The organism is Planctopirus limnophila DSM 3776 (assembly GCF_000092105.1).
Classification (GTDB): Bacteria; Planctomycetota; Planctomycetia; order Planctomycetales; family Planctomycetaceae; genus Planctopirus; species Planctopirus limnophila.
The window spans coordinates 1,081,722-1,093,836 of the sequence record NC_014148.1; the positions used below are offsets into that span (position 1 = coordinate 1,081,722).

A 12,115-nucleotide genomic window follows, 5' to 3' on the forward strand; every position below is an offset into this window, starting at 1 on the left:
AACCATTCCGGAATTCTGTTCTAAGGAAGACGATGGCAAGTTGGCTGCTACCTGGCTGCATGCTGCTTTCGGTAGGGAATGCCGTATTAGCGGGTCAATCGGAACCTGACGGAGGACTCTCTCCAGATGCGAACCGGCCGGTTGCAACCCCGCCTGACCAGCCGGTGAAATCATCTGCAACCGGCCTGTCACCGCAGCAACTTTCGGCGGAACTTCTCAAGCAGATCGATCAATCGGAGGCGGCACTGCGATCTGCAAAACCAGTTCGCCCCGGAGCCACAGCCGAGCAGCCGGCTTCTTTGCATCAAAAGAACTCTATTGAGTTGTTGAACAAACTCATTCAGCAACTTGAACAGCAATCTGAGAATTCTGATTCCCCCGGAGGTTCTCCCGAGAACAATTCTTCTCCTGCCAATCCCGATGCTTCGTCCAAGCCCGAATCTGGCAAGTCTCAAGGTCAGTCTTCTGAGAAAGAATCTTCGCGGCAACAAAAAGAGACGACAACCAAAGATCAAGCTGCGAAGAGCGACGCATCCCAGCAGGGAAGCTCTCAAAAGCAAGGTGACAACGCGAACGCAAATGAAGCGGAAGCCGGCAACCGCGAGCGTGAACGACTGGCGAAAGAAGCTGCCCGCAAGCGACAACTCGAAGTCGATGTCTGGGGCCACCTGCCCGATACGGTGCGTGGTGAATTGCTCAATTCTTTTGATGAACGCATCCTGCCCTCGTATGAGCGGCTGGTCAAGAAATACTACGAGGCGCTGGCAGAAGGACAGCCGGCATCTGGTGGTGCCAAAGGATCTCCACCATCATCAGCAGCCGGTGGCAAGTCGCCAGTGGGCAAAGATTGAGTCGCTGGCGCGTAGTCGACGTGCCATAGATAAAGTCCGTGGGCCGGTGCTGTTTCACCCGCCCGTCGGCGATCCTGCAGATCAACAATCTCACGCAGTTTTTCCGGGCCCCACTTGCCGCGACCAATATGGATCAACGTCCCGGCAATTGTGCGTACCATGTTGTAGAGAAAACCATTGGCCGTGATCTCCATGCAGAGGAACTCACCCTCAGGATCGAGTTGGCATTCCTCAGATGGAGGGCCGTTTTCTCCCAGCAGATTCCAGTTTCGAATGCGTTGCACACTGGCTTTTATGACTGTTCGCACACTGGTTTTTCGATTAGGCCATTGCGTTTCGAGGCTGCGAAAATCGAATGTGCCGACGATCTGCCGAATCGCGAAGTCCATCGCCTGTTCATCGAGCCTCGTGCGATGCCAGAGTGCGTACTGCCGATAGAAAGGTGACCAGACGGGCGCGTTGTGAAAGAGGTAGCGATAGGTTTTGAGCCGGGCATGAAACTGGGCATGAAAACCGGGCTGCACATCTTCGACCTGCCGGATCACGATGTCATCGGGCAGAAATCTTTGCAGTGCTGGTCGAAAGTTGGCTGCGGGAACAGGGCTCGTCGTCGAGAAACTCACGACTTGCCCAACAGCATGCACACCGGCATCGGTCCGCCCAGCCGCATAGAGGACGGGAGTCTCGGCGGTGAATTCTTGAATCGCCTGCATGAGCGTCGATTGAATGCTCACGCCGTTGGGCTGAGTTTGCCAGCCGCAATAGGCCGTTCCATCGTAGGCAATGGTCAGCTTCAATGTTCGCGAGAGATTGTTCACTGGTCGTGAAAGGAACCTTTACTGTAGGGCAGGCTCCCGCCTGCCGGTGGTGGTATGTGGCTGCGTTAATCAAGGGCTCGCGCAGGCGACGGGGTGGCTGGGGTCAAACGTCCTCGTTTGCCCCCAGTTCATGGGACTATGATCGTTTTTGATGAAGAGCTTTAAAAGTCATGAATGTATGTCTCGGATGCATTTGCGCTCGAGAACTTGATTGACCAGGGGGCGGATGAAGACATCCGACCCCTGCCACCCTGCCGATTAATAGGCATCTCAACAGTTGTTGACGTGACGGAAGCGAAGATTGGTGCATTGGCATGCACCCTACATTTTTTGAGCAACTTGATTGGCAGGCGGGAGCCGCCCTACCAGATCGGGCCTCAGGCGATCGGGTGGCGGGGTTCAATGCGAGCTTTGCCCACCCAGGGCCTCAAGATTTCCGGGATTTCAATCCCGCCATCAGCCAACTGATAGTTCTCCAACACGGCAATTAAGGCGCGACTGATGGCCACACAGGTTCCATTGAGTGTGTGGACATGCTGCGTTCCCTTCTTCTCCGGCAGACGGCAGCGAATCCCCAGCCGACGCGATTGAAAATCGGTGCAGTTCGATGCTGAAGTCACTTCGCCAAAGGTGTTTCGTCCGGGCATCCAGGCTTCTAAATCGTACTTGCGATAGGCTGGTGCTCCGAGGTCTCCACTGCAGGTATCGAGGACCTGATAAGGAATGCCCAACTGCTGGAAGACTTCTTCTTCGATGGCCACGATCTCTTCGTGCATCGCGTTGGAAGCGGCCAGGTCGGGAGCTGTGAAGGCAAACATCTCGACCTTGGTAAACTGATGAACGCGATAAATCCCCCGGCTGGCCCGGCCATGAGCGCCGGCTTCTGTGCGGAAGCAATGTGACAATCCGGCCATGCGAATGGGTAACTGTTCGATATCGAGAATCTCATCCTTCAAGGAACCACCCAGCGGGATCTCGGCTGTCGCGACGAGACTCAAATCAGTTCCATTAATTGAGTAGATCTGAGTTTCGTTGCCGCGCGGGTTATAGCCTGTCCCTTCGAGCACTTCGTGGCGTGCCAGATCAGGAGTGACGTAAGGCGTAAAACCTTTGGCCACGAGCTTCTGGATGGCGAACTGCACCAGTGCCAGTTCGAGGAGCACCGCTTCGTTTTTCAAAAAGTAAAAGCCATGGCCAGCGACTTTAGTACCGGCCTGAAAATCAATCAGGTCGCAGATCTCAGCCAGCTCGACGTGATCTCGCACTTTAAAATCGAACGCCTTGGGTGTTCCCCAAGTGCGAATGACTTTGCTGAAGGTTTCATCCGGGCCGACAGGTGCGTCAGGATGAGTCAGATTGGGCACCTGAGCCTGAATTTCGCGCAGGGCAGCTTCGACCTCCTGCTGCTGCGTTTCAAATGTCGCGATTTTCTCGCGCAGAGTCCGGCCTTCGGCTACGAGTTTCTGCTTCTCGGCGGGGTCAGCCACTTTGGGGATGGCCGCCGAAAGTTCCTTCTGGGCATGGCGGGTCTGATCGGCCTGCTGGATGAGTTCAATCCGCTTGTCCCGCAGTTCCAATAATCGCGACAGATCTATGGTCACGTTGCGGTCGGCACAGTTCTTCGTGATCAGTTCGAGATTGTCGCAGATAAACTGAAGATCCAGCATGTTAGCTTTCGCGCGTATGGTCTTATTGGGCTTCAGGAGTTTGAAAGAATCTGGAGGTGCTTGGAACACCGGATTCCCAGAGATGCAATCAAAGAGAATTGGTTCGGATCGTGGCCAGATCAAACATTGGCCAGTTCTTCCCAAAGGATGGCACTGGCCAGAGTTCCCCGATGAAAATCTTCGATTAAGAAATGCTCATCAGGACTGTGCAGATTGTCAGTGTTCTGGCCCCATCCCAAGAGAAGTGTATCGATTTCCAGCAAACGCTTGAAGGTCGCCACTACTGGAATCGAACCACCTTCTCGAATGAAAACCGGAGCTTTTCCGAAACCGGCTTCAATGGCCTTGCTGGCAGCCTGCAGAAATGGGCTTTGCCGATCCATCAGAAATGCAGGGCAACCGTGATCGGCTGTGAACTCCAGTCGGCAGGAGGGGTGCAGGTGACTGCGGAGAAACTCTTCGAGCGATTTCATCAGAACATCTGGATTCTGGTTGGCGACCAGGCGGCAGGTGATTTTGGCTGTGGCACTCGCGGGAACGATGGTTTTCGGGCCGGGGCCCGTATACCCACCGTAGATGCCGTTGAATTCGAGTGTGGGTCTGGCCCAGCGCTGTTCAAGGGGAGTAAAGCCGGCTTCGCCTCGTAAACCGATGGCACCAGTTTCTGCCAGAAAAGCGGCCTGATCGAAAGGGAGCTCGGCGAACCCGGCCCGGTCTGCGTCTGTCAGAGGGACGACATCCGTATAGAAACCTGGCACCTGGACTTCGTTGTGTTCGTTGTGCAAGAGGCTTAAGAGGCGAGTCAATTCGCGAATGGGATTCGGGATGGCTCCTCCGAAGACACCGCTATGCAGATCTTTCCGTGGGCCATGTACGCGGACTTCGCAGGCGAAAATGCCTCTTAAGCCTGTGGTGATGGCTGGCCAGCCTGGCGCGTACTGGCTGGTATCGCTGATGACCGCCACATCGGCTTTGAGTTCGTCGCGGTGCTCTGCGAGAAAGCGTTCGAGGTTCTCGGAACCGACCTCTTCTTCGCCTTCAATAATGTAATCGAGATCAATGGGGAGCTGGCCTTTGGTCTTCATCCAGGCGAGGGCCGAGAGGATGTGTGTAAGCATCTGGCCTTTGTCGTCGGTGGCTCCTCGTGCATAGATTTTGCCATCACGCAGGGTGGGCTTGAAAGGGGGCGTTGTCCAAAGATCCAGAGGGTCTGCCGGTTGAACATCGTAGTGCCCGTAAACAATAGCGCGTCTACGATTTCCTGGTGCGCGATAGCGGGCCCAGACGATCGGATAACCAGCGGTGGGCATGACTTCACACGACCAGCCAGTGCCTGCAATTTGAAACAACTCGCTCAAAGTTGCAGCAGCTTGGTGGAGTGAATCAGCGCACTGAGGATCAGCACTGACGGAGGGGATCGACAGGAGTTGACAAAGAATCTTGACATTTTCTGCACGACGATTTTTCAACTCATCAGCAAGTGTGGATGGCATCATGAAAATCGATCCTTTGCGAGGCGAACCAACGGCCTTGGGGAGGTGTGTATTTTTGCTTCAGCACCATGAGAACTGTCATAGGGTTGTACCAGTTTGATGCAGAAAAAAGGAGTTTGTTCACAAAAGCGACAGATCATGAAAAAGGTGATTCTGGAGAAACAGAGAGAATTGTTAATCCGATGAAAAAGTGAGCGAATCCCGAGAGCATCGGGTGGGTTTAGCATGTAGGATACTGTCAATGGACTAGTCGATATGCGGCAGATGCTTTTTGCAGTTTGGCGCAGAATATGCTTATCCAAAAGATGTTGTCATGGTTGCGGTGCGTCTGTGTTGGACGCGGTGTCAGCCTGAATCTTTGATGTCCTTTCGAGGTGGACGATTTATGAAGATGGGTTCGCGGAAGTCTGGCTTCACACTGATTGAGTTGCTGGTGGTGATTGCAATTATCGCCATCCTGATTGCATTGCTTCTCCCTGCTGTCCAGCAGGCCCGTGAAGCTGCACGCCGTACACAGTGCCGTAACAACCTGAAGCAGTTGGGTCTGGCACTGCACAACTACCATGACAATGCACTGGTTTTCCCACCAGGACACATTGGCTTCAATAACGCCACCACTCCATCGTTCCAGGGTTTCGCCTGGTCAACCATGATCCTGCCGTTTGTGGATCAGGCACCACTTTACAACGTGCTGGCAAACCGCTTTAGTTCCTCAGTGCCTTACTCCACAGCTGTGACTCCTGTTGTACCGACTGCTGCTGAAGTGGCCGCAGTGGCTACGACTTTCCCAGCGATGCGGTGTCCTTCGGACGTGGGTTCCAACCTGGTGAATGCCACTGCCATTTCCGGTACGGCGGCTTCAGCCACCTATGCCAACGCTGTGGGTCGTTCAAACTACCCAGGTGTCACTGGTGTGTGGTTGAACGGTACAACATGGGATGGTTTGGAAACAGCACAGGCTAACTGGACAGTCGCTAACTTCCGTGGCATTTTCGCTGAGAATAGCCGAGTTGGTATCCGCGACATGACTGACGGTACAAGCAACAGTATCGTTGTTGGTGAACGCTGTAGCCCAGCAACTGAGACTGCAGGAACGAATGGTATGGCTTCTTGGGTGAGCTGCTTTGATCGCGGTACACAAGCTGGTCGTTCATCGGCCTACGGCGACGCCGCCCAGCGTATCAATGTGAACGTAGCAAGTGGAACAGTTGTGAGCACTGCCGGTGCTACCGTTGCCATCACAGCTAACGGTCCTCGCGGGCAGAACTCAGCATTCAGCAGTCTCCACACAGGTGGTGCCCACTTCCTGTTGGGTGACGGCACTGTCAAGTTCATCAGCGAGAACATTGACATCACCATCTACCGCAACTTGGCTCGCGTTAACGACGGCAACGTCATTGGCGAGTTCTAATTGAGTCTGGCAGAGCTTTTGTTCTGTCGAACTTCAATGATGATCTTCAAAGTGACCCGTGTGATTAAGAATCACATGGGTCACTTTCTTTTTTGTGACGATTGTCACCGTCTCTCGGTAAGAGAGTGGCTGGCGAGGCTGTGATGATTCTGTGCATGCTGCGATGAAGCCGCTCGTTGATTGCTTGCCCAATACGTGCGAGCTCACCCTCATCCCGGCCTTCTCCCGTCGGAACGGGAGAAGGAGAAAAAACCCTCGCCCGCGTCATCCGGGTGGCAGGGGTCGGATGTCTTCATCCGCCCCCTTATCAATTGAGTTCACCAGCACAGATGCAACTGTTAAGTTCCTCCCAACGAACAATGCGATGAACAACCAGTGTCAAACGAACTGGGGGCAAACGAAGACGTTTGACCCCAGCCACCCGGCCGCCCCCTTATCAATTGAGTTCACCAGCACAGATGCAACTGTTGAGTTCCTCCCAACGAACAATTCGATGAACAACCAGTGTCAAACGAACTGGGGGCAAACGAAGACGTTTGACCCCAGCCACCCAGCTGCTCGTTGATTGCTCGCCCAATACGTTCGAGTTCGCCCTCATCCCGGCCTTCTCCCGTCGGAACGGGCGAAGGCGTTAGAGACTGGCGTGGGAGTTTGTCCAGGCCACGAGCGATTTTAATTGTGAGAGCGCACGGCCATTTTGAATGGTCTCTTGGGCCAGTTGAGTCGCGGAGATCAGATCAGAAGCTTTCCCTGCCAGCCATAATCCCACAGCCGCATTTGCGGTGACCATGTGGGCCGGTGCACCGGCTTCCCCTGCCAGGATTTTCCAGATCAGGGCGGCACTCTCCTGTGGATTCGCCACTTTCAAATCTTCCACCTGGCACTCGGGCAATCCCAGTTGAGCAGCGTTCCAGGTTTCCTGATGAATCGTAGAACCTTCCACAATCCAGACCTGTGTCTGGCCCCACAGACTCACTTCGTCAATTCGATCGCCGCAGATCACTGCGGATTTGCCTGTTCCCAGAAGTGCCAGAGCCTCGGCGACAAGCGCCGCTTCATGAGGTTTGCTGACGCCAAGGACCTGATGCTGGGCACCAGCGGGATTGGTCAAGGGGCCTAACAGATTGAAGATCGTGCGGATACCAAGCTGTTTACGCACAGTGGCAACATGCTTCATGGCGTTATGAAATAACGGGGCAAAACAGAAGCCAATCCCGACTTCATCAATACATTGCGCGACTGCATCAGGGGGTAAATCGAGCCTCACCCCCATCGCTTCTAACACATCAGCCGAACCACTCAAGCTAGTCACACTGCGGTTGCCATGCTTGGCGACGGGACATCCGGCAGCCGCCACAACAATCGCTGCTGCGGTACTGATGTTGAAAGTGGCCTGGCCATCACCCCCGGTGCCGCAAGTATCGAGCAGTGGAGTGGATTGTGGCTTCAATGGCACGACATGCTTACGCATGGCGCGGGCGGCTCCTGCCAATTCGGTGGCTGCGGGGCCTTTGCAGGCCAGGGCTGTGAGAAAGCCTGCGATCGTCACATCGGTCAGTTTCCCCTGCATAATCTCGCAGACAAACTGATCTGTTTCTTCCTGTGTGAGCGATTCCCCAGAAACCAAACGATCGAGGAAGCTGGGAGCGTGGAAGACCGTCATGAACTCACTTTCGAGGCTGGCGTGTGCTCGATCGGTTTCGATCGGCAAAGAATTTTTTCTTCGCTGATCCCAGCATGCACAACCGACGCAAAACTCTCAACCACATTGAGAGATCTCGATGGATGCAAAAGACCGAGTTCGTGGGGAGCACCACTTCAGGCTTTGCGAGACTGAAACACGACAAACCCGACCAGAGCCGCCGCCAAGGCAATTGCCAGATAGCTTCCCAGCGACCACGAACCGGAAGCAGCTACGGGAGCGGGTGAGTTTCCTGCAGCCGGATACCAGGCTGTCACAGGCGTGGCGGATCCCTGCACGGGAGCCGTTTGATAAACAGGTGGAGAGTTGGCGGAGATTGTGGTTGTCGTTTGAGAAGTTGAGGCAGGAACCGTGGGTGCTGGAGTCGTGGTAATGCCTTGGGAGGCAGGGGGCGTCATGGGTTGCAGAGAAACCGATGCCACGGAAGCCGGATTTTCTACGGGTGCTATGGGCTCGGCAATCTGGGTGCTTCCTGGCTCTGTACGTGCTGGATCTGGGCGGGTGGGCATGGCATGGGCCGCGCCGGGAGTTCCCGCCGTGGATTCATTGGCTAAATGCAGTGTGGAGCGCCCTTCGTTGAACAGATTGGCCCACTTGCGGATCGTTTCTTCGAGGGGGTCGTCTTTGGTGGTGAACTGGAGACTGAAATCGGGAAGCCGCAAGGTTTTGATGGCCGACTTGGGCAGATCAATGGTCTGGCCAGCGGGATTTTCGATCTGGGCACCTAAATTGGTGAGGAGTCGAATTCGTCCCTGGAGAATTCCTCCGGTTGTCCGGCGAATGACCACATTGACCGGTGGTGTCCATTCGAGAGAAATCGTGGGCTGAACTGCTGCTTGAGGGTCTGTACCGTCGGGTGTGAGATCTTGAGGAGTGCCGAATTGCGGGGCCGCATGAACCAGTGACGGGGAGGCAGACATTCCTATCGCGAGAATCACCAGGCAAATCGAAAGCCGAAAACCCAGCCACCGGGAGATTGAAGTGATCGCCGATAGAGGGGATTCCCGTGCTTCCATCGGAATCGGGCAAACATCATGGCTGCTCAAATGCCGATGGGAAAATCGCATGATGGACTCGACACCTCTAAAGAAAGCATTGATGGTGGCTTTCAAAACCTACCATTGGAACCCGGCTGTCCGAGGAAAAGTTCCGTAAAACCGTTTGATTTCGCGTTAGCGTCGAAATTTGGGATGGCATACACATAGCCATGATTTCCATGTTTTGATTGGCTGAGACGCTGGATCACGTTACGCAGATTCTGAAATCAGCCCTGCAGATTGCTGAGATCATGGTGGGCCGAAATACTTCACGCAAAAACAATTCGCCAAGCAGGCATCCTGAAGCGGTGCTCAGGATGGAGATGTTTTAATGAGCGTAACACTCAATCAGCGAAGGGGTTGCAGCGGGGCGTGAGAAATAATGAAGTCTTTTTCTTCGTGGCTGGATTCAAACTCGACGCGGACTGTGGGCCGGTTGTTGGCGAGCGATAATCCGACCACGAGCCCCCGGCCGTATTCCGGGTGCCTGACCTGCATACCCAGTTGAAACCTGTGGAGCGATTGATCGCGAGCCATGAGATCAGCCCCGGTCATCAGCCGCGACTTGAGTTGGTCGATTCGTTCGGCTTCGGGCACGCGAGGAGCTTTTTTCTTCGAGAAAGATCGGGAGTTTCGCGATGTCACCGGCTGACTGGCCGTTGTCTCGTGGCCACTCGGATCTTCGGGAGTCACTGCCGATTCCAGAACACGATCAATAAAGGTCGCCCTCGGTTGTGTGTCTTCTTCAGAGGAAGCGAAGAGTTGTGAGTCAACGCCGGGTTCGGCCAGATCTGCTTGATCATCTTCTGTCGAGGTGGCTTTGTCAGATGGATTGGAGGACTCTTTTCTGGCCTGTTCTCCCCAGTCAGCCATTTGCGCGAGAATCGAATCTCCGGATGTCCCCCGTCGCATTTCCTGAGGAGACCAGTCGCCAAAAGAGGTGTCATCATCGGTGGAGTAATCATGTCGCGCGACATTCAACTCAGTCAAGAACTGACTGGCAATCGTACTGAGTAACCGGCCATGTGTGGATCGCAAGCGTGTCCAGGTGAGATACAACTCTTCGCGGGCCCGAGTCATGCCGACGAATAGCAACCGCCGCTCTTCTTCGATCTGGAGCGGATCTCCTTCACGCAACGAGCGCTCGTGAGGTAACAATCCATGTTCGACACCCACCAGATAGACGCAAGGGAACTCCAAACCTTTGGCAGAATGCAAAGTCATCAATTGCACCTGACCGGCCGATTCATCAATCGTGTCGGCATCCTGCACCAGGGAGCAGGTTTCGAGGAATTCACTGAGTGAACCCCCTTCGACATGATCCTGATCGAATTGGCGGGCGCTGGCGACCAGTTCTTCCACGTTGGCTTTGCGGTTGGCGTACTCTTCGGGTTCCAGTCCACTCAGGTTCTGCAGGTAGCCAGTTCGCTCGACAATCACCTCCAACAGTTCTGCAATCGGCCCATGGGATCGACGGGCCAGTTCGTCGAGCAGATTGGCAAACAGCTTCAGCGAGTACTCGGCTTTTTTCGGTAGACCGATCGAAGCGTCGATCTGATGCACGGCATCCCACAGATTGAGATTTCGTGCACTGGCCCAGCGATCCAGCTTTTCTTGCGAATTCTTGCCAATCCCACGGACGGGTGTGTTCACAATCCGCCGAAACGCAGGGCGATCATCCGGATTCTCAATGACTCGCAAATAGGCAATCAGGTCTTTGACTTCCGTCCGTTCATAGAACGCGACACCTCCGGTGATGGCAAACGGGACGCGGGCTCGTCCGAGAGCTGTTTCAATGGAGCGGGAGAGCGAGTTCACGCGGTAGAATATGGCAAAATCTGAGTATTGACGTTCGCCACTGGCCACTCGCTCGCGGATTTCGGCCGCCAGCGAATCCGCCTCCTGGAAGCCATCGGCATACTGTCGAATCTCGACAGGTAAACCCGAAGGGTTTGACGTTCTGAGACTTTTGGCTTTGCGCTGGGTGTTATGGCGAATCAGGTCGTCGGCTGCTGCCAGGATCTCCGGGGTACTTCGGAAATTGTCTTCGAGTCGCACCATTTTGACGCGGGGGAAGTCGCGTTCAAATCGCAGAATGTTCTCGATTTGTGCTCCCCGCCAGCCGTAAATCGACTGATCAGGATCACCTGTGGCACACAGGTTGGGCTCGTTTTGTGAAAGGGCGGAGACAATCTGGTATTGCGCCTGATTGGTATCCTGATACTCATCGACCAGGATGAAGCGATACCGTTCATCGAGCGATTGTCGCAGATTCGGGTTCTCTTTGAGGATGGTCACCACATGCAGCAACAGGTCGTCGAAATCGACGGCATTGGCATCAAGGAGGATCTGTTGATATCGCCCATACGCTTTTGCGACGACCGAATCGAGATGTGTACCGACGCGTTCACCGGCCTGCTGAGCAAACATGCCCGGTGAAATGCACTCGTTTTTTAACTGACCAATCCGCCAGCCAATGCGACTGGGGCTGTAATGTGTGGGGTCGAAGCCTTCCTCTTTGACGGCTTCTTTCAGAGCCGCATCCTGATCTTTCACATCCAGAATCGAGAAATTGGGTTTGAGGCCAACGACACCGCCATACTGCCTCAAAATGCGGGCACAAAACTTATGAAATGTGCTGACGGCCACACGTCTTCCGGGAATGAGATGCTCGACACGTTCGGCCATCTCCCGGGCGGCTTTATTAGTGAATGTGATGGCCAGAATTTCCGCAGGATGAACCCGCCGTTCGATGAGTCTGGCAATCCGCCGAGTGACCACACGGGTTTTTCCCGAACCTGGGCCGGCGAGAACCAGCAGGGGCCCTTCGAAGTGTTCTACGGCTGCTGCCTGCGATGGTGTCAAATCATCTAAAAGTTGAGTCACAGCGGTTGAGCACTCCGTTGCTGAACAAACTTCTCATTTCTCTGCAGGCAGAATTCCTTCAAATAATATGCCCAAATCGGTGGCAAACGAGAAGTGAGTTCGCTGGATTGGATCCTGCAAATCGGCTGTGAAGCCCACTGATTCCATTTTCACTCGTTGGGATGAGGCCGTTGATTCTGGAATGAGGCTGGGCGTCAATCCGGCGGCAGTCATTGCCGGAGCGGGGTGCGAAGGGTAGCATATTGAGGAC

8 protein-coding genes are annotated in these 12,115 nt (G+C 54.5%); 2 read left to right on the top strand and 6 right to left on the bottom strand.

Translation table 11 applies throughout. From position 1 onward, the window contains the following. Nucleotides 1-32: 32 nt before the first annotated feature. Nucleotides 33-851: a hypothetical protein gene (locus PLIM_RS04415; RefSeq protein ID WP_148226970.1), complete on the top strand. Its 819-nt coding sequence runs from the start codon at nucleotides 33-35 to the stop codon at nucleotides 849-851. Here the strand turns inward: PLIM_RS04415 and truA are convergent. From truA to PLIM_RS04430, 3 genes are all read right to left on the bottom strand, one after another. Further along, nucleotides 752-1,669 carry a tRNA pseudouridine(38-40) synthase TruA gene (gene truA, locus PLIM_RS04420; RefSeq protein ID WP_013109116.1) on the bottom strand — a complete coding sequence of 306 codons (918 nt, stop codon included), beginning with the start codon at nucleotides 1,667-1,669 and terminating at the stop codon, nucleotides 752-754. The two genes, PLIM_RS04415 and truA, sit on opposite strands and share 100 nt — an antisense overlap. A 377-nt stretch (nucleotides 1,670-2,046) precedes the next feature. Continuing rightward, complete coding sequence (gene serS, locus PLIM_RS04425) at nucleotides 2,047-3,336, bottom strand: serine--tRNA ligase (RefSeq protein WP_041402918.1); 1,290 nt, start codon at nucleotides 3,334-3,336, stop codon at nucleotides 2,047-2,049. Between the two features lie 119 nt (nucleotides 3,337-3,455). Further along, nucleotides 3,456-4,832, bottom strand: coding sequence for a dipeptidase (locus tag PLIM_RS04430; RefSeq protein WP_013109118.1), 1,377 nt, complete (start codon nucleotides 4,830-4,832; stop codon nucleotides 3,456-3,458). Between the two features lie 382 nt (nucleotides 4,833-5,214). On the opposite strand from PLIM_RS04430, the gene PLIM_RS04435 reads away from it, so the two are divergent. Beyond that, on the top strand, nucleotides 5,215-6,240 hold the full coding sequence (locus PLIM_RS04435) for a DUF1559 domain-containing protein (protein WP_013109119.1): 1,026 nt from the start codon (nucleotides 5,215-5,217) through the stop codon (nucleotides 6,238-6,240). A gap of 631 nt (nucleotides 6,241-6,871) precedes the next feature. Here PLIM_RS04435 and trpD read toward each other — a convergent pair. The 3 genes from trpD to PLIM_RS04455 all read right to left on the bottom strand — a co-directional run bounded on the left by trpD (nucleotide 6,872) and on the right by PLIM_RS04455 (nucleotide 11,865). After that, a complete protein-coding gene (gene trpD / locus PLIM_RS04445; RefSeq protein ID WP_148226971.1) occupies nucleotides 6,872-7,951 on the bottom strand; it encodes an anthranilate phosphoribosyltransferase in 1,080 nt (359 codons plus the stop codon). A 107-nt stretch (nucleotides 7,952-8,058) separates the two neighbouring features. Beyond that, nucleotides 8,059-9,009, bottom strand: coding sequence for a hypothetical protein (locus PLIM_RS04450; RefSeq protein ID WP_013109123.1), 951 nt, complete (start codon nucleotides 9,007-9,009; stop codon nucleotides 8,059-8,061). 318 nt (nucleotides 9,010-9,327) lie between these two features. Next, complete coding sequence (locus PLIM_RS04455) at nucleotides 9,328-11,865, bottom strand: ATP-dependent helicase (protein WP_013109124.1); 2,538 nt, start codon at nucleotides 11,863-11,865, stop codon at nucleotides 9,328-9,330. Nucleotides 11,866-12,115: the final 250 nt, after the last annotated feature.

Bases quoted from the DNA above. Each gene is read 5' to 3' on its own strand.
- PLIM_RS04415 (WP_148226970.1), top strand. From the start codon at position 33: ATGGCAAGTTGGCTGCTACCTGGCTGCATGCTGCTTTCGGTAGGGAAT.
- serS (WP_041402918.1), bottom strand. From the start codon at position 3,336: ATGCTGGATCTTCAGTTTATCTGCGACAATCTCGAACTGATCACGAAG.
- PLIM_RS04435 (WP_013109119.1), top strand. From the start codon at position 5,215: ATGAAGATGGGTTCGCGGAAGTCTGGCTTCACACTGATTGAGTTGCTG.
- PLIM_RS04450 (WP_013109123.1), bottom strand. From the start codon at position 9,009: ATGCGATTTTCCCATCGGCATTTGAGCAGCCATGATGTTTGCCCGATT.
- PLIM_RS04430 (WP_013109118.1), bottom strand. From the start codon at position 4,832: ATGATGCCATCCACACTTGCTGATGAGTTGAAAAATCGTCGTGCAGAA.